Raw genomic sequence first — 17,945 nt, 5'->3', positions numbered from 1 at the left:
GGTCCGCCCGGCGGGTTCAAGTCACCGGACCCGTACGGCGGTTCAGGGCACCGGCCCGTCCGGCGACTCAAGACGCCTGGCCCGCACGGCGGTTGAGGACGAACCCGGCAACCGGCCGGTACCGACCCGGTGAACCGACGTCGCCACCGCACTAAAGTGGCCCCATGCGCGCGGGTCAGGGCAGGACGATCGACGGCCGGTTCGAGTTGCTGGAGCGGCTCGGCGGCGGAGGCATGGGCACGGTCTGGCGGGCCCGTGACAACGCGCTGCACCGCGAGGTGGCGCTGAAGGAGGTCAGGGCGCTCGATCCCGCGATGGCCGCCGCACATCCGGACTCCTCGCGCATCCTGCGCGAGCGGGTGCTGCGCGAGGCCCGCGCACTGGCCAGGATCAGCCACCCCCATGTGGTGACCATCCACCACATCGTGGACGAGGGCCCGCATCCCTGGATCGTCATGGAGCTGCTGACCGGCGTCTCGCTCCAGGACCGGCTGGCGCGAGGCCCGTTGGAGCCCGGGGAGGCGGCGCGGGTGGGCCGTCAGGTGCTCGCCGGGCTGCGTGCCGCGCACGCGGCCGGGATCCAGCACCGCGATGTGAAGCCCGCCAATGTGATGCTGCGCGCGGACGGACGCGCGGTCCTCACGGACTTCGGCATCGCCGCGCTGCACGGCTCGGCCTCGATCACCATGACTGGTGATCTGATCGGATCGCCCGAGTACATCGCCCCGGAGCGCGTCCGGGGCACCGACGACAATCCGGCCTCCGACCTGTGGTCGCTCGGCGTGGTGCTGTACGTGTGCGTGGAGGGCACGAGTCCGCTGCGCCGCGCCACGTCGCTGGCCACGCTCGCGGCCGTACTGGACGAGCCGGTGCCGCCGCCCGTACGGTCCGGGGCGCTCGAACCCGTACTGAACGCCCTGCTCGTACGGGACCCCTCGGCGCGGCCCGACGCGCAGGAGCTGGACAGGATGCTGGCGCGGGCCGAGTCGGGCGGCGCGCCGGACGGGTCGCGGCGGACGGACGGGGCAGGGCAGGCGGACGGGGCAGGGCAGGCGGACGGCTCCACCTCGCCTTCGGCCTGGAACGCCACGGCCCAGCTGCCCGTACCGCCGCCGACCCGGCTGGAGCGCCCGCGGCCGACTCCGGTGCACGGCGTCCAGGCTCCTGGGTCCGGGTACGGAACCGCCCCGGCGGCCGAGCCGCGGCCCCCGGCCGCCCGGCGCCGTACACCGGTGATCGTCGCCGCGGTCGCGGTGGCCGTGGCGATCGTGGCGGCCACCGCGCTGGCCCTGACCCTGCGGGGGTCCGGCGAGCAAGACGCGACGGGCGCCGGAGCCGAGGCGGGCGGGACCAGGACCTCGCCGACGGGCCCCACGAATTCCCCGAGCCCTTCCGCCAGTTCCGTGCCCACGGCGACCGGCTGGATCGCCCAGCTGGCCTCCATAAAGAAGACGAAGGGCGTGGCCGCCCGCGACCGCCAGGAGAAGGCGCTGCGCGACGCGGGCATCGACAACGTCCAGTACGTGGACAGCGATCTGCACACCTCGCTGACGGCGGGCTACTGGGTGTTCTACGTCCCCGGCTTCGTGGACGGCTTCGACGCCGTCGACTGGTGCGGGATCAAGGGCATGGCCAAGGAGGCCTGCTTCGGCCGCTACGTCAGCGACAGCGCCGCCGACCGCCACTACCTGTGCAACCCGGCCGCGGGCGGCGGTACGACGGGCCGCTGCACGCGGTCCTGACACGAGTCGCGGCAGCCGGTGTCACGACTCCCGCGCGTGCCGGGTCAAGCCGTGCCGGACCGGCACGGAGCGTGTCGGTCCGGCCCAGAGCATGTCCGGCCGACCCAGAGCATGTCGGGCCTGCTCAGAACATGTCCGGCCGGCCCAGAGCATGTCCGGCCGACCCAGAGCGTGTCGGTCCGGCCCAGAGCATGTCCGGCCTGCTCAGAGCGTGTCGATGAAGGCGAGCGCCGTCCGCCAGGTCTCCTCCGCGGACGTCTCGTCGTAGTCCCGCAGCTCCGGGTCCGTGTACAGATGCCCGGCTCCCGGGTAGCGGTAGACCTCCACATCGGCCCCGGCCCGCCGCATCCGCAGGTACCACGCCGTCAGCCAGTCGTGCGGCTCGAACGGATCCGGGTCGGCCACATGCAGCTGTACGGGCAGCTCGTCCACGGACGCGTCCTCCGCGATGTCGGACGTGCCGTGCAACAGCAGCAGCCCCCGGGCCTTCTCGTCGCCCAGCGCCAGATTCTGCGCGATGGAGCCACCGAGCGAGAAGCCCGCGTACACCAGACCGCGTTCGGAGTACGGCGCGGCGGCCAGGACCGCGCGCCGCAGCAGCTCGTCCTTGCCGATCTTGTCCTTCAGCTCCATGCCCGCCTCCACCGTGTCGGCGGTTTGTCCCTCGAAGAGGTCGGGCACCCGCACGTCGTGGCCGGCGGCACGCAGCCGGTCGGCCGCCGCACGCACGGCCGGGCGAAGGCCGTACACGGAGTGGAAAAGCATGATGTCCATCCGGCCATCCTGCCAGCTCCGCCCGTTTCGGAACGATCGAGGGAGCCGTCGGCGAACCATGGAGAACGTACTGCGCCCACTGACCGTGCTCGGTGGTTCGGTCCTGCTCACCGTGGCGCTCGGCTGGGCTGTCGACCTGCTGCTGCGCCGCGCGGACGCGCGCCACCCCGAGACCCCGCTGTGGGGACTGCTGCGCCGCTGCCGGCTGCCGTTGCAGGTGGTCCTGTTCACCGCCCTGCTGCGCGGCACCTACCGGGTGACCCGCTGGCGGATCATCGAGGACAACCGGGGCGGGATCGGGCAGGCGCTGTCCCTGGTGCTCATCGGTGCCGGTGCCTGGCTGGTCGTACGGATCGTGTCCGCCGTGGTGGAGTCGACGTACGCCCGCTACGCGTCCTCGACCCGCGATCCGGCCCGGCTCCGCCGTGTCCGTACGCAGGTGACGCTCATCATGCGGATCGCTACCGCCGTCGTCGTGGTGGTGGCGGTGGCCGCGATCCTGCTCACCTTCCCCGACCTGCGGTCCATCGGTACCTCGATGCTGGCCTCGGCGGGCATCATCGGCATCGTCGCCGGTGTCGCCGCGCAGTCCACCCTCGGCAATCTCTTCGCCGGCTTCCAGATCGCGTTCGGCGACATGGTGCGGATCGGCGACACGGTGGTGGTGGACGGCGAGTGGGGCGTGATCGAGGAGGTCACGCTCACCTTCCTCGCCGTACGGACCTGGGACGAGCGGCGCATCACGATGCCGGTGTCCTACTTCACCAGCAAGCCCTTCGAGAACTGGTCACGCGGCGGGGCCCAGATGACCGGCACGGTCTTCCTCCAGCTGGACCATTCCGCGCCGGTGCCGCTGATGCGCGAGCAGCTGCACCGGATCCTGCTGGAGTGCGCGGCCTGGGACGGCCGCGACTGGAGCCTGGCCGTCACGGACACCACCCCCAGCACGATGGAGGTACGCGCGGTCGTCACGGCCAAGGACGCGGACGACATCTGGACGGCCCGCTGTGCCGTACGGGAGCAGCTGCTGGCATGGCTGACCGAGCATCATCCGTACGCCCTGCCGAAGATCACCACGGCTCCCGCCGAGAAGATCCCGCCGCAGGGCCGGCTCCCGTCGCCCGCGTTCGAGGACGACGCGGACCACCCGCGCACCGGCCGCGGCTGAGGCACCGGACCGAGGTACGTCAGGGCCCGCCGGGGCATCGCCACCTGACGCCGGCCGGTGCGGGGTCAGTGCATGCTGCGTACGTCCAGCTGCCGCAGGACGCGGTCCACCACCTCGGGGTCGGCGCCCGGCTCGTTGCGCGCCGAGAGGACCTCGTGCCGGGCCGCCGACATCATCTCGCGCTGGATCCGCTGGACCGTCCTGACCCGGTCCACGCGCTTGGCGACCCACTCGCGCCGCTCGTCGTCCGCCAGGTCGGGGCTGATCCGCAGCCCGATGTCGACCGCTCCGCGCAGCAGCCGCTCGCTGATGTCCTCCGGCAGCTCCTCGACGTCCTCGATCTCCTTGAGGCGTCCCCTGGCCGCCTTGGCCGCGCGCAGCGCGAGCGCGTGCTCCAGCTCGTGCTCCGCGTTGGTGTCCGCCCGTACGCCGAGCTTCCGTACCAGCCAGGGCAGGGTCAGTCCCTGGACTATCAGCGTGGCCATGATCACCGCGAACGCGATGAAGATGATCTCTTCGCGGCCCGGGAACGGGTGCCCGTCGTCGGTCTCCAGCGGGATCGCCAGCGCCAGCGCGACCGAGGCCACCCCGCGCATCCCGGCCCACCACATGACGACGGTCTCGCGCCAGCTGGTCGGGATCTCCTCGTCGTAGTCGCGGAGCTTGTGCATCCGCTTGGCCAGCCAGGTCGCCGGCAGCAGCCACAACAGCCGTACGAACACGACGACCCCGACGACCGCCGCGCCCCAGCCGAGCATCTCGGGCACCCGGCCGCTGGCCGCGCCGAAGGCGTTGTGGAGTTCCAGGCCGATGAGGCCGAAGGCGACACCGGTCACCAGGGTGTCGACCACCTGCCAGAAGGAGTTGCCGGCCAGCCGTCCCATGACGTCGTCGGCGTCCGCCGTGTGGGTGGCGAGGAAGAGCGCGGTGGTGAGGACGGCGAGCACGCCCGATCCGTGCAGTTCCTCCGCCAGTACGTAGCTGACGAACGGCACCAGGAGCGACAGGCCGATCTGAAGGGTCGCGTCGCCGAGCAGCGACATCAGCTTGTTGGTGAGCCAGCCGAGCGCGAGTCCCATCGCCACGGCCACCACCGCGGAGAGTACGAGGGACCCGACGGCGCCCGGCCAGGAGAACGTCCCGCTGACGGCCGCCGCGATCGCCACGTGGTAGAGCACGATCGCGGTGACATCGTTGAAGAGCCCCTCGCCCTCCAGGATCGAGACCAGCCGCCGGGGCAGCCCGAGGGAGCCGGCGACGGCGGTCGCGGCCACCGGGTCGGGCGGCGCGACGAGCGCGCCCAGCGCGACGGCCGCGGCGATCGGCAGACCAGGCACGACGGAGTTGGCTACCGCCGCCACGGCCGCCGTCGTCACGAAGACCAGGGCGACCGCCAGCAGGAAGATGGGCCGCAGATTCGCCGCGAACTGCCGCCAGGAGGTGCGTTGCACCGCCGCGTACAGCAGCGGTGGCAGCAGCAGCGGAAGAATGAAGTCCGGCGGCACCTGGACGTTCGGTACGAACGGCAGCAGCGCCAGGACGATCCCCACGATCGTCATCAGCACCGGCGAGGGCAGCCCCAGCCGGTCCCCCAGCGGCACAGTGAGCACCGCCCCGAGCAACAGCGCGATCAGTAGTGCCAACTGGTCCACGGTGGGCCCTCCGGTGGTCGAAAGCCTCGGGGGTCGTCGCGGAACGGCCGGACGGCTCACGACACCCGGCACCGCACTTCGCCGCGAGCCGATCGTCCACCTGTTCCGCAAGGACCCCGTGACGGCAGACACGGGTGATCAAGACCTCCAGCCTGTCACGCGCGTTCTCGCAGTTCGGCCAGGGGGTGACCGGAACCGATCGGACCCGACCGGAGTCACGCCCTTTTTCGTCACCTCGGAGCGCGCACCCCACCGCGACCGGCTCGGAGCGACGGACAGCCGACGGACAGCCGACGGACAGCCGACGGACGTCCGTCGGACGGCTCAGAGCGCCCGGCGCATCGCCCGGTGTTTCATACCCGCGTCCAGGAATTCAGGGCCGTACGCCTCGTACCCGAGCCGCTCGTAGAAGCCCAGCGCGTACGACTGCGCGTGCAGATCCATCGCCGTGAGCCCGCGCTCACGCGCCGCGTCCTCGACGGCCCGTACCAGCGCCGCGCCGATGCCCAGGCCACGCGCGGCGGCGGCGACCGCCAGCCGTCCCAGCGAGCCGACGCGCAGGTCCCCGCCGGTCCGGTCGGCCGCGCCGGGCCCGTACAGCAGCCGCGCGGTCCCCAGCGGCACCCCGTCGTCGCGGACGGCCAGCACCTGCACGGCGTCCCCGTCACGGCCGTCGTACTCAAGCTCCTCGGAGACACCCTGCTCGACGACGAAGACCTCTTTGCGGACCGCGAAGCACGCCTCGATGTCCGCCGCGTCCGTCGCGACCCGTATCACGCGGCCGAGGCCGCCTCCGGCGCTCACCAGGCGCTGCGAACCGGGCCCGGCCCGGACCCCGCCCGCACCACGCTCACGCGTTGCTCTCCGCCCGGACCTTGTCCAGGGCGCTCTGAAGGTCTTGCGGATACGAGCTCTCGAACTCCACCCACCGGCCGTCCGACGGGTGCTCGAAGCCCAGACGCATCGCGTGCAGCCACTGCCGGGTCAGCCCCAGCCGCTTCGCCAGCGTCGGATCGGCGCCGTACGTCAGGTCACCCACGCACGGATGCCGGTGGGCCGACATGTGCACCCGGATCTGATGCGTACGGCCCGTCTCCAGCTTGATGTCCAGCAGCGACGCTGACCGGAACGCCTCGATCAGGTCGTAGTGCGTGACCGACGGCTTGCCCTCGGCGGTGACCGCCCACTTGTAGTCGTGGTTCGGATGGCGGCCGATCGGGGCGTCGATGGTCCCGCTCATCGGGTCCGGGTGCCCCTGCACCAGCGCGTGGTAGCGCTTGTCGACGACGCGCTCCTTGAACTGCGCCTTGAGCAGCGTGTAGGCGCGCTCCGACTTGGCCACGACCATCAGCCCGGAGGTCCCGACATCGAGCCGGTGCACAATGCCCTGGCGCTCGGCGGCCCCGGAGGTCGAGATGCGGTAGCCGGCCGCGGCCAGGCCGCCGATCACCGTCGTACCGTTCCAGCCGGGGCTCGGGTGCGCGGCCACCCCGACCGGCTTGACGATCACCACGATGTCGTCGTCGTCGTGCACGATCTCCATGCCCTCGACGGGCTCGGCCACGATCTGTACGGGCGCGGCCGCCGCGGGCATCTCCACCTCGAGCCAGGCCCCGCCGTTCACCCGCTCGGACTTCCCGACGGCGGAGCCGTCGACCAGGACCTTCCCGGAAGCGGCCAGCTCGGCCGCCTTCGTACGGGAGAACCCGAACATACGGGCTATGGCGGCGTCGACGCGCTCGCCCTCCAGGCCATCGGGCACGGGCAGCGTTCTGATCTCGGGAAAGCTCACCTGTCGAGTATGCCTTGTCAATCCTTGTGGACGGTCCCGTCGGGGTCCAGGCCCCGGAACGACAGCAGCACGATGAGGATGCCGCCGCAGACGACCGCGGAGTCCGCCAGATTGAACACGGCGAAGTGCGCGGGCGCGATGAAGTCCACCACGGCACCCCGGAAGACGCCGGGCGAGCGGAAGATCCGGTCGGTGAGGTTGCCGAGCGCGCCACCGAGCAGCAGACCGAGCGCGAACGCCCAGGGCAGGCTGTAGAGCTTGCGCGCCAGCCGGGCGATCACCAGGACCACGGTCGACGCGATGACCGTGAAGACCACCGTGTACGCCTCGCCCATGCCGAAGGCGGCACCGGGGTTCCGGATCGCGTTGAACTGCAGGAGATCGCCGATCACCTCGACCGGCTCATGGCCCTCCAGCTTCGCCACCACGAGCATCTTGCTGCCGAGGTCCAGCAGGTACGCCACCAGCGCGACGGCGAAGAGCACGGCGAGCCGCCGCTTGCCCTTCGGCTGCTCGGCGGGCGCCGCAGCCTCGTCGTCCACTTCGGGCGTACCGATAACGCGCTCCGCCTCTGCCACGTGAGTCCCTCAACCCTAGGTACCTGACTGAGCACGAGGGTACGTCACACCCGTGCGCGATCAGCCTCGGCGTTCCTGCTTCTGCTTGTCCTCCACACACAGCGTGGCCCGCGGGAAGGCCTGCATCCGGGCCTTCCCGATCGGCTTGCCGCAGACCTCGCACAGTCCGTACGTACCGGCGTCGAGCCGCTGGAGGGCCCGCTCGGTCTGCTCCAGCATCTCGCGGGCGTTGGCGGCCAGCGACATCTCGTGCTCACGGGTGATGTTCTTGGTGCCGGTGTCCGCATCGTCGTCGCCGGCGCCGTCCCCGGAGTCCCGCATCAGCCCGGCCAGGGCGGCCTCGGACGAGGTGATCTCGGAGTGCAGCCGGGCGATCTCGCTCTCCAGCTCGGCCCGCGCCTCGGCGACCTCCTCCGGGGACCACGGGTCCTCATCGGGCCGTACGGCCAGCTCCTCGGGCGGCGTCACGCCGGCGCGCGCCGGGGGGACCGCCGTCGCGGCCACCGTGCCCTTGCCGCCCGCCGTCTTCTTGGCTGTTCCCACCGTCTTGGCTCCCGTCTGATCCGCGGCCTGGGCCGCCCCCTCGGCCGCGGACGCGGCCTTCTTCGCAGGTGCCTTGCTCGCCGGCGCCTTCTTCGCGGCGGCCGTCTTCTTCGACGGTGCGCTCTTCGCCGCCTTTTTCACCGTCTTCGTCGCCGCTGTCCTCTTCGCCGCGGCCTTCTTGCCGACTGCCTTCCTGGCGGCCGCCTTCTCGCCCACGGCCTTCTTACCCACGGCTTTCTTGGCCGGCGCCTTCCTGGCAGGCGTTTTCTTCGCCGTCGCGGTCCCGGCCGTACTCCCGGCCGCGCCCTGGTCCGTACTCTTCGCCGCGCTGTGCGCCGTGGCCCCGGCCGCGTTCCCGGTCGCCGGTTTCGCCGCGGTTGTCTTCTTCCCGGCGGTCTTCTTCGCCACCATGGCCGCGGCCCCTTCACATAGGGTGATCCTGCTCGCGAATCGTGCTGGGACGATAAATCGACATCAGCCCCGCGGCAACGGGGCACGCCGCCGGTTCCGCCCTCCCCCGTTCCGTGACAAGACGAGCCTCCATCCGTTGTTCCCAGCTCCCCGCCCGGTAATCCGCCGCCGGGCGGCCGCGAAAGCCCGCGGGAACCGCTGTAACCGTTCGTGTCAGACGCTCGGCCGTACGGCGCCCCCGCGAAAACGGTCGGCCGCCTCTCGCTGGGCCCCGTACACTGGGCCCAGCGAGAGGCGTGGATGGGGACGAGTAGCGTCGTACGCGGCCATGAGCGACCCGGGGACGGTGAGAGCCCGGGGGCAGAGCGCGATGCGAAGGATCACCCCGGAGCCGCCGGAAGAAAGCCCGGGTCCACCCCGGGCGAGTAGAACCGGCAGCGCGACCCCAACTGAGGGGGCCGCGGGCGGCGCACGTCCGGGGCCAAGGAGGGTGGTACCGCGGGAGCCCAGCTCTCGTCCCTCCGACGGAGACGACGCAGTTCCGCCGGAGGAAGCCGCCCCATGACACCAGCGACATCGCCGCAGTACCACCAGGTGCCCGCCCAGGTCGACCTGCCCGCACTCGAGCACGCCGTGCTCGATTTCTGGCGCGAGAACAAGGTCTTCGACAAGAGCCTCGAACAGTCCGAGGGCCGCCCCGAATGGGTCTTCTACGAGGGCCCGCCCACCGCCAACGGCATGCCCGGCGCCCACCACATCGAGGCCCGCGTCTTCAAGGACGTCTTCCCGCGCTTTCGCACCATGCGCGGCTACCACGTGGCCCGCAAGGCCGGCTGGGACTGCCACGGGCTGCCCGTGGAGCTGGCCGTCGAGAAGGAGCTGGGCTTCACCGGTAAGAAGGACATCGAGGCCTACGGCATCGCGGAGTTCAACGCGAAGTGCCGCGACTCCGTCACCCGGCACACCGACGCGTTCGCCGAGCTGACGACCCGCATGGGCTTCTGGACCGACCTCGACAACGCGTACCGGACCATGAACCCGGAGTACATCGACTCCGTCTGGTGGTCGCTGAAGGAGATCTTCGGCAAGGGCCTGCTGGTCCAGGACTACCGCGTGGCGCCCTGGTGCCCGCGCGACCAGACCGGCCTCTCCGACCACGAGCTGGCGCAGGGGTACGAGACGATCGTCGACCCCTCGGTCTTCGTCCGCTTCCCGCTGACCTCGGGACCGCTCGCGGGCGAGGCGGCGCTGCTGGTCTGGACGACCACCCCGTGGACCCTGGTCTCGAACACCGCCGTCGCCGCTCACCCCGAGGTCACCTACGTGGTCGCGACGAACGGCGAGGAGAAGCTCGTCGTCGCGGAGCCGCTGCTTCAGAAGGCGCTGGGCGAGGGCTGGGAGACGACCGGCGAGTCGTTCACCGGCAGCGAGATGGAACGCTGGACGTACGAGCGTCCCTTCGGCCTCGTCGAATTCCCGGCCCAGGCGCACTTCGTCGTCAACGCCGAGTACGTCACGACCGAGGACGGCACGGGCCTGGTCCACCAGTCCCCGGCCTTCGGTGAGGACGACCTCAAGGTCTGCCGCGCGTACGGCCTCCCGGTCGTGAACCCGGTCCGCCCCGACGGCACGTTCGAGGCGGACATCCCGCTCGTCGGCGGCGTCTTCTTCAAGAAGGCCGACGAGGCGCTGACCGAGGACCTGCGCGAGCGGGGCCTGCTGTTCCGTCATGTGCCGTACGAGCACAGCTATCCGCACTGCTGGCGCTGCCACACCGCGCTCCTCTACTACGCGCAGCCCTCCTGGTACATCCGTACGACGGCCATCAAGGACCGGCTGCTCGACGAGAACGAGAAGACCAACTGGTTCCCGGACTCGGTCAAGCACGGCCGGTACGGGGACTGGCTGAACAACAACGTCGACTGGGCGCTGTCCCGCAACCGCTACTGGGGCACGCCGCTGCCGATCTGGCGCTGCGAGGACAACCACCTCACCTGCGTCGGCTCACGCGCCGAGTTGAGCGAGCTGACGGGCACGGACCAGAGCGGACTCGACCCGCACCGCCCGTACATCGACGCGGTCACCTTCACCTGCCCGCAGGACGGCTGCGAGCTGACCGCCGTCCGCGTCCCGGAGGTGATCGACGCCTGGTACGACTCGGGTTCGATGCCGTTCGCGCAGTGGGGCTACCCGTACAAGAACAAGGACCTGTTCGAGAAGCGCTACCCGGCGCAGTTCATCTCGGAGGCCATCGACCAGACGCGCGGCTGGTTCTACACGCTGATGGCCGTCGGCACACTGGTCTTCGACAAGTCGAGTTACGAGAACGTCGTCTGCCTCGGCCACATCCTCGCCGAGGACGGCCGCAAGATGTCCAAGCATCTGGGCAACATCCTCCAGCCCATCCCGCTGATGGACCAGCACGGCGCGGACGCGGTCCGCTGGTTCATGGCGGCCGGCGGCTCCCCGTGGGCGGCGCGCCGGGTGGGCCACGGCACGATCCAGGAAGTCGTCCGCAAGACCCTGCTGACGTACTGGAACACCGTCGCCTTCCAGGCCCTGTACGCCCGTACGTCCAACTGGGCGCCGAGCGAGGCCGATCCGGCGCCGGCCGACCGGCCGCTGCTCGACCGCTGGCTGCTGAGCGAGCTGCACGCGCTGGTCGACCAGACCACGCAGGCGATGGAGGCGTACGACACCCAGCGCACCGGCAAGCTGCTCTCGGCCTTCGTCGACGACCTGTCCAACTGGTACGTACGCCGCTCACGCCGCCGCTTCTGGCAGGGCGACAAGGCGGCGCTGCGCACCCTGCACGACGTGGTCGAGACGGTCACACGGCTGATGGCCCCGCTGACCCCGTTCATCACCGAGCGGGTCTGGCAGGACATGGTCGTACCGGTGACGCCGGACGCACCGGAGTCGGTGCATCTGACCGACTGGCCGAAGGCGGACCTGCCGTCGATCGACCCGACGCTCTCGCAGCAGATGACGCTGGTCCGGCGCCTGGTGGAGCTGGGCCGCGCGACGCGCGCCGAGTCGGGCGTGAAGACCCGCCAGCCGCTGTCCCGCGCGCTGATCGCGGCGACGGGTTTCGAGGCCCTCTCCACCGAACTGCGCGGCCAGATCACGGAGGAGCTGAACGTCTCGTCCCTGGCGACGCTTTCGGAGGTGGGCGGCTCGCTCGTCGACACGACGGCGAAGGCCAACTTCCGTGCCCTGGGCAAGCGTTTCGGCAAGGGCGTCCAGGCCGTGGCCAAGGCGGTCGCCGACGCGGACGCCGCGGCCCTGTCCGCCGCCCTGCGCGACGGTACGGCCTCGGTGACCGTCGACGGCGAGACGGTCTCGCTCGCCCCGGACGAGGTGATCATCACAGAAACCCCGCGCGAGGGCTGGTCGGTCGCCTCCGACTCCGGCGCGACGGTGGCCCTGGACCTGGAGATCACCCCGGAGCTGCGCCGGGCGGGCCTGGCGCGTGACGCGATCCGCCTGATCCAGGAGGCCCGTAAGAACAGCGGCCTGGATGTAGCGGACCGTATCGCGGTGCGCTGGACGACCACGTCCGCGGCGACGACGGAAGCACTGACCGAGCACACCTCGCTGATCTCGGAGGAGGTCCTGGCAACGGACTTCACCGCGGGCGAGGCCGACGAGGCCTACGGCACTGCGTTCACGGACGAGGGTCTGTCCCTCACCTTCCGCCTCCGCAAGGCGTAGGACCTCCGGCCCTCCCTGTCACGGCCCGGCTCCCGGCACCACCGGGGCCGGGCCGTCGTGGTTTCGCCGCCGCCCCTGACGCACACGCGCGCGGTCCCGGCCCGACAGCCCCCGCGCGCCCGGCCACAGCGGGCGGCTCCCCGGCACAAACAAAAGGGCTGGGCCCGGGGTGAAAACCCCGGGCCCAGCCCTGCGATCTGCCGACGGCTACGCGTGGCGCACGCGTATGCCCGTCAGTTGTCGTCCTCGTCGATCAGGAACCCGCGCATCGGCGACGGGGCCTGCTGCATCGGCTGCGGCGCCTGCGGCCGCACCGGTGCCATCGGCTGGGTCATCGCCGGTGACATCTGCTGCTGACCGCCGTACGACGGGCCCGCCGAGGGGCCGCCGTGGCCGCCCATCGAGGGGTTGCCCCCCATGCTGTGACCCATCGCGCCCGCGCCGGCCGGAGCCATCGACGGGGACGGCGACGGCGGCAGCGATGCGGTCGCCGGGGTACGCGGCGGGGCCAGCGAGTCGTCCGCCTGGGTCTCCAGCTGACGCAACTGGCTCTCCAGGTAGGACTTCAGACGCGTGCGGTACTCGCGCTCGAAGCCACGCAGGTCCTCGACCTTGCGCTCCAGCGTCGCGCGCGCGGACTCCAGGGAGCCCATCGCGACGCGGTGCTTCTCCTGCGCGTCCCGCTCCAGCGCGTCGGCCTTGGCGCGCGCGTCGCGCTCCAGACCCTCCGCGCGGCTGCGCGCCTCGCCGACGATCTTGTTGGCCTCGGAGCGCGCCTCGGCGATCGCCTGGTCGGCGGTCTGCTGGGCGAGCGAGAGCACACGCGCGGCGCTGTCGCCGCCGGGTCCGCCCTGACCGGGCTGCTGGATCTGCGGGTTGTGGCCGCCCATGGGGCCGCCCATCGGTCCGCCCAGGGGGTTGCCCTGCTGCTGCATCGGACCGCCCTGACCCATCGGGCCGGGGCCGTGCTGACCCTGCTGCTGTTGCATCGGGCCGCCCTGGCCCATGGGGTTGCCCTGCTGCTGCATCGGACCGCCCTGACCCATCGGACCGGGGCCGTGCTGGCCCTGAGGGCCCGGACCGTGACCCTGCTGCGGACCGTGGCCACCGTGGGCGCTCGGTCCGGCAGGAAGCTGGGGTGCGCCGCCGGGCAGTTGGGGGGGACCCATCTGCGGGGGCTGCTGCTGCTGCGGAGGTCCTGATATGGCGGCGGGCACCGGGCCCCCCTGCCGTTCCTGCTGTTCGGGAGGCTTGCGCATGCTCTGTTGCTGCTGGTTCTGCGCGGCAGCGCGAGTAGCAGCGGCCAACTTCGCCCGCAGGTCCTCGTTCTCACGGAGCAGACGGGTCAGTTCGGCCTCGACCTCGTCGAGAAAGGCATCGACCTCGTCCTCGTCATAGCCTTCTCGGAGGCGGACGGTCGTGAACTGCTTGTTCCGCACGTCCTCGGGGGTCAACGGCATCTCTACTTCACCTCTACGTAGTCGTCGGCAGTCGGCAAGACCGTATCGCTCACATTCCCCTCGCAAGAAAGCTCACGAGCGAGATCAGGATGTACACGATGATCATCAGAATGAAGAAGGACAGGTCGAGTGCCACGCCCCCGAGACGCAGCGGCGGAATGAACCGCCGCAGAAGCTTGAGCGGTGGATCGGTGACAGTGTAGGTGGCCTCCAGAACGACCACCATCGCCTTGCCGGGTTGCCATGAGCGCGCGAACTGGAAGACGTACTCCATGACCAACCGGAAAATAAGCACGATGAGGAAGCACATCAGCGCGATGTAGACCACCTGTAGTGCGATGCCCATCCCGCTGCTTCCCTCTCCCCTGGTTCACTCTGCTCCGGCCGTGCGCCGGGTCGTTCCCGCCGTGCGACCGGGTCGTTCCCGGTGTGGTGTTCTCAGCTCTGGTTGAAGAATCCGCCCTCTGCGATGCGGGCCTTGTCCTCCGCCGTGACATCGACGTTAGCAGGAGACAGCAGGAACACCTTCTGCGTCACTCGCTCAATGCTGCCATGGAGACCGAAGACAAGTCCCGCGGCAAAGTCGACAAGTCGCTTCGCGTCCGTGTCGTCCATCTCCGTCAGATTCATGATCACCGGAGTGCCCTCACGGAAGTGTTCCCCGATGGTACGGGCCTCGTTGTAGGTCCTCGGGTGCAATGTGGTGATGCGGTAGGGCTCCCGCTCGGACACAACCTTGGGCATGATCACCGGTGCGTTCTTCTCCAGGTTCGGACGGTCGGGTGTGATAGATGCCACGGGGGCGATTCGCGCCGGACGTCCGCTTTCTGCCGCTAGCGGCACCGGCTCGCGCTCGCGCTGCGGGGGCGGTTGGACCGCGCGCACCGGTTCTTCCCGTTCCTGCTGGTGCACGGGCTGGTGGCGCCGGTGCTCCCGCTCGGGCTCCGGCTCGGGTTCGAAGTCGTCATCGGGGTCGAAGCCCCGGCCGTCGTACCCATCGTCCTCCACGAGGCCGAGGTAGACCGCCATCTTGCGCATCGCGCCGGCCATGCTCTGAGTCCTCCGCTCTGTGGTGGATCGGCCTCGTCACCAAGTGCCCGCGATCCACTAGGTCTGCCCGCTTTCGGCGGAATGACCATATTTTCTGCTGTGGTCCGACTTGCTTGGCGACGTTACCCGAGCCGGGGACGGACTCCGAGTACCGCCGTACCGACGCGTACATGTGTCGCACCGGCCTTCACGGCGTCCTCGAGATCCGCACTCATCCCCGCTGACACCATGTTCGCAGCAGGATGGTTCCCGCGCAGGCGGGATGAGATTTCCAGCAGCCGGTCGAACGCCGCCTGTTGCCGCCCCGCGTACGGTCCGGCGAGCGGCGCCACGGTCATCAGACCGCCGAGCCGCAGTCCTGGTGAATCGGCCACCGCTGTGGCCAACTCCTCAATTCCGTCCGGCGCCACGCCACCCCTCGCCCCGCGTTCGCCGGACTCGGCGTCCAGCGCGACCTGGATCAGGCAGACCGGTTCACGCTCCGCGCGCACCGCGGCCACGGAGAGCGCGGAGACAAGCTTCACACGGTCGACCGACTGCACCACATCGGCATAACCGACCACGGAACGGACCTTGTTCGTCTGCAATTGACCCACGAAATGCCAGGTGAGCGCCAGATCTTCACACGCCGCGGCCTTGGGGGCGGCGTCCTGGTCGCGGTTCTCCGCGACATGCCGTACGCCCAGTTCGGACAGCAGCCGGACATCGCTCGCGGGGTAGGTCTTGGTGACCACGATGAGGGTCACCTCCTCCCGCTCACGGCCGGCGGCCGCACAGGCGGAGGCGATACGTTCCTCTACCGCCGCGAGATTCACGGCGAGTTCGCTCTTCCGGTCCGTCATCCGCTATCAGTCCAGCCACACATAGCCGGCGAGCCGCCCGGTCGTGCGGTCACGGCGGTACGAATAGTGATCGTCCGACTCCAGCGTGCAGACCACCGAACGCTGCCGGTCCCGGACTCCGAGGGCTTCGAGTTGCGCGTGGACTCCGGCGGTCACATCGACGGCCGGGGTGCCCCAACCGGTCTCGGACCAGGCCTGCGGTACGGCTGACGCCACCTCGTCCCGCATCGCGGCGGGGACTTCGTAGCAGCGTCCGCAGACGGCCGGGCCGGTCCGGGCGGTGATCCGGGACGGTTCGGCGCCGAGTCCGGCCATCGCCTCGACGACGGCCGGGACGATCCCCGCGACCAGGCCCGGCCGGCCCGCGTGGGCGGCGGCCGCGATCCCGGCGACCGGGTCGGCCAGCAGCACCGGAACACAGTCCGCGGTGAGCACCGCGAGTGCCAGTCCGCGTCGTTCGGTGACGATCGCGTCGACGGCCGGAATGTCTTCGGTCGTCCAGGGGCCCGCGGTGACGGCCACCTCACGGCCGTGCACCTGGTTCATCCAGACCACCAGCGCGGGGTCGAGATCCAGTGACTTCGCGGCGAGTTCACGGTTGGCCCGTACGGCAGCGGGGTCGTCGCCGACCGCGCCGCCCAGATTGAGCTGATCGTACGGAGCGGCGCTCACCCCGCCCCACCGGTCGGTGAAGGCGAAGTGCGCGCCGCTCAGCGTTTCGTGCTGTCGTATCACTTCAAGAAGTCCGGGACGTCCAGCTCCTCGGCCTGGCTGTCCTGGTACGGACGGGCCGGAGGCACCTGCGGAGTCACCTGCGAGAACGACTTCTCACTGACCGCGGGGGCGGGCTCGGACCGGTCCGGGCTCTCCTCGCGCGGCGGAATCGTGCCGAGTCCGCCCGTGGAACGGCCGGTCTCGGTGGACCGGGCCGGGGCGGGCTGCTGCTCGTCGCGCTTGCCGGAACCGGCGCCAAGCACGGTCTCGCGGCGGGTCGGCGGCTGTCCGCCGTCGAAGCCGGCCGCGATGACGGTGACCCGTACCTCGTCGCCCAGGGCGTCGTCGATGACGGCGCCGAAGATGATGTTGGCCTCGGGGTGGGCCGCCTCGCTCACCAGCTGCGCCGCCTCGTTGATCTCGAAGAGACCGAGGTCGGAACCGCCGGAGATGGAGAGCAGGACACCGCGGGCGCCGTCGATGGACGCTTCGAGGAGCGGCGAGGAGATCGCCATCTCGGCGGCGGCCACCGCGCGGTCGTCGCCGCGGGCCGAGCCGATGCCCATGAGCGCCGATCCCGCTTCCGACATCACGGACTTGACGTCCGCGAAGTCGAGGTTGATCAGGCCGGGAGTGGTGATGAGGTCGGTGATGCCCTGGACACCCGACAGCAGCACCTGGTCCGCGGACTTGAACGCGTCGAGCACGCTGACCTGGCGGTCCGAGATGGACAGCAGCCGGTCGTTGGGGATGACGATGAGGGTGTCGACCTCTTCGCGGAGTTCGGCGATGCCGTCCTCCGCCTGGTTCGCGCGGCGCCGGCCCTCGAAGGTGAACGGGCGGGTGACCACGCCGATCGTGAGGGCGCCCAACGAGCGCGCGATGTTGGCGACTACGGGTGCGCCGCCGGTACCGGTGCCGCCGCCCTCACCGGCGGTGACGAAGACCATGTCGGCCCCCTTGAGGACCTCCTCGATCTCCTCGCGGTGGTCCTCTGCCGCCTTGCGGCCGACTGCCGGGTTGGCTCCGGCCCCGAGGCCGCGGGTGAGTTCGCGGCCGACGTCGAGCTTGACGTCGGCGTCGCTCATCAACAGGGCTTGCGCGTCCGTGTTGATCGCGATGAACTCGACGCCCTTGAGACCGACCTCGATCATCCGGTTGATGGCATTGACACCACCGCCGCCGACACCGATGACCTTGATGACTGCGAGGTAGTTCTGCGGTGCTGCCACGTCGAAGGCCTCTCGCCTCGAGTTACGTGTCGTCGCTCCGCCGATGTGGCGCCGCGACGACTGATGCCGATGGGACGGTCCGAAACGCCGACCCAAACCCTAACGTTGAAGTTCAGGGTTACCAGTGTGTCCGCTTCTTGGACTCTTCGGAACAGGACACTAAGTCGACAAGTGGCGCACGTTCAACGAACACGCCGAACCTCCCGTTTTTCTTTTCACCCTATGTGATCACCCTTGGCGCTGACCAACCAGGGTGCTGGCCAGCGCAAACGC

General features: G+C 70.3%; 15 protein-coding genes. 3 read left to right on the top strand and 12 right to left on the bottom strand.

All coding sequences use genetic code 11. The features are described from left to right. Window positions 1-164 precede the first annotated feature (164 nt). Window positions 165-1,742 carry a serine/threonine-protein kinase gene (locus ACIOJD_RS11180; protein WP_401910986.1) on the top strand — a complete coding sequence of 526 codons (1,578 nt, stop codon included), beginning with the start codon at window positions 165-167 and terminating at the stop codon, window positions 1,740-1,742. A gap of 204 nt (window positions 1,743-1,946) precedes the next feature. On the opposite strand, the gene ACIOJD_RS11175 is transcribed toward ACIOJD_RS11180, so the two are convergent. Continuing rightward, the gene (locus ACIOJD_RS11175; protein WP_401910983.1) at window positions 1,947-2,516 is read right to left on the bottom strand and encodes a dienelactone hydrolase family protein; all 570 of its coding nucleotides are present in this window, start codon (window positions 2,514-2,516) and stop codon (window positions 1,947-1,949) included. A 58-nt stretch (window positions 2,517-2,574) separates the two neighbouring features. Here ACIOJD_RS11175 and ACIOJD_RS11170 point away from each other — a divergent pair, with 58 nt between their 5' ends. Beyond that, complete coding sequence (locus ACIOJD_RS11170; RefSeq protein WP_401910982.1) at window positions 2,575-3,684, top strand: mechanosensitive ion channel family protein; 1,110 nt, start codon at window positions 2,575-2,577, stop codon at window positions 3,682-3,684. A 65-nt stretch (window positions 3,685-3,749) separates the two neighbouring features. Here ACIOJD_RS11170 and ACIOJD_RS11165 read toward each other — a convergent pair whose 3' ends face one another. The 5 genes from ACIOJD_RS11165 to ACIOJD_RS11145 all read right to left on the bottom strand — a co-directional run bounded on the left by ACIOJD_RS11165 (window position 3,750) and on the right by ACIOJD_RS11145 (window position 8,660). Continuing rightward, entirely contained in the window at window positions 3,750-5,336 is a 1,587-nt protein-coding gene (locus tag ACIOJD_RS11165) for a Na+/H+ antiporter (protein ID WP_401910979.1), read from the bottom strand. A 324-nt stretch (window positions 5,337-5,660) separates the two neighbouring features. Continuing rightward, a complete protein-coding gene (locus tag ACIOJD_RS11160; protein ID WP_401910976.1) occupies window positions 5,661-6,140 on the bottom strand; it encodes a GNAT family N-acetyltransferase in 480 nt (159 codons plus the stop codon). A gap of 46 nt (window positions 6,141-6,186) precedes the next feature. Next, complete coding sequence (locus ACIOJD_RS11155) at window positions 6,187-7,128, bottom strand: RluA family pseudouridine synthase (RefSeq protein WP_401910974.1); 942 nt, start codon at window positions 7,126-7,128, stop codon at window positions 6,187-6,189. Between the two features lie 17 nt (window positions 7,129-7,145). Beyond that, complete coding sequence (lspA, locus tag ACIOJD_RS11150; RefSeq protein WP_401910971.1) at window positions 7,146-7,706, bottom strand: signal peptidase II; 561 nt, start codon at window positions 7,704-7,706, stop codon at window positions 7,146-7,148. A gap of 60 nt (window positions 7,707-7,766) precedes the next feature. Then, a complete protein-coding gene (locus tag ACIOJD_RS11145; RefSeq protein ID WP_401910970.1) occupies window positions 7,767-8,660 on the bottom strand; it encodes a TraR/DksA family transcriptional regulator in 894 nt (297 codons plus the stop codon). Window positions 8,661-9,221: 561 nt separating this feature from the next. On the opposite strand from ACIOJD_RS11145, the gene ileS reads away from it, so the two are divergent. Further along, window positions 9,222-12,374, top strand: coding sequence for an isoleucine--tRNA ligase (ileS, locus tag ACIOJD_RS11140; protein ID WP_401910967.1), 3,153 nt, complete (start codon window positions 9,222-9,224; stop codon window positions 12,372-12,374). A gap of 233 nt (window positions 12,375-12,607) precedes the next feature. On the opposite strand, the gene ACIOJD_RS11135 is transcribed toward ileS, so the two are convergent. From ACIOJD_RS11135 to ftsZ, 6 genes are all read right to left on the bottom strand, one after another. Continuing rightward, on the bottom strand, window positions 12,608-13,834 hold the full coding sequence (locus tag ACIOJD_RS11135) for a DivIVA domain-containing protein (protein ID WP_401910964.1): 1,227 nt from the start codon (window positions 13,832-13,834) through the stop codon (window positions 12,608-12,610). A 49-nt stretch (window positions 13,835-13,883) separates the two neighbouring features. Continuing rightward, window positions 13,884-14,180 carry a YggT family protein gene (locus ACIOJD_RS11130; RefSeq protein ID WP_401881676.1) on the bottom strand — a complete coding sequence of 99 codons (297 nt, stop codon included), beginning with the start codon at window positions 14,178-14,180 and terminating at the stop codon, window positions 13,884-13,886. Window positions 14,181-14,272: 92 nt separating this feature from the next. After that, complete coding sequence (locus ACIOJD_RS11125; protein WP_401881675.1) at window positions 14,273-14,884, bottom strand: cell division protein SepF; 612 nt, start codon at window positions 14,882-14,884, stop codon at window positions 14,273-14,275. A 122-nt stretch (window positions 14,885-15,006) separates the two neighbouring features. Then, window positions 15,007-15,726: a YggS family pyridoxal phosphate-dependent enzyme gene (locus ACIOJD_RS11120; RefSeq protein ID WP_401910962.1), complete on the bottom strand. Its 720-nt coding sequence runs from the start codon at window positions 15,724-15,726 to the stop codon at window positions 15,007-15,009. A gap of 6 nt (window positions 15,727-15,732) precedes the next feature. Then, window positions 15,733-16,461, bottom strand: coding sequence for a peptidoglycan editing factor PgeF (pgeF, locus tag ACIOJD_RS11115; protein WP_401910959.1), 729 nt, complete (start codon window positions 16,459-16,461; stop codon window positions 15,733-15,735). After that, window positions 16,458-17,672, bottom strand: a complete 1,215-nt coding sequence (gene ftsZ / locus ACIOJD_RS11110; RefSeq protein ID WP_401910956.1) for a cell division protein FtsZ — start codon at window positions 17,670-17,672, stop codon at window positions 16,458-16,460. The genes pgeF and ftsZ overlap by 4 nt, the downstream gene beginning before the upstream one ends. Window positions 17,673-17,945: the final 273 nt, after the last annotated feature.

This window comes from Streptomyces sp. NPDC088116, from assembly GCF_044741745.1.
GTDB lineage: Bacteria > Actinomycetota > Actinomycetes > Streptomycetales > Streptomycetaceae > Streptomyces.
This window is presented reverse-complemented; position numbering and strand designations above follow the sequence as displayed.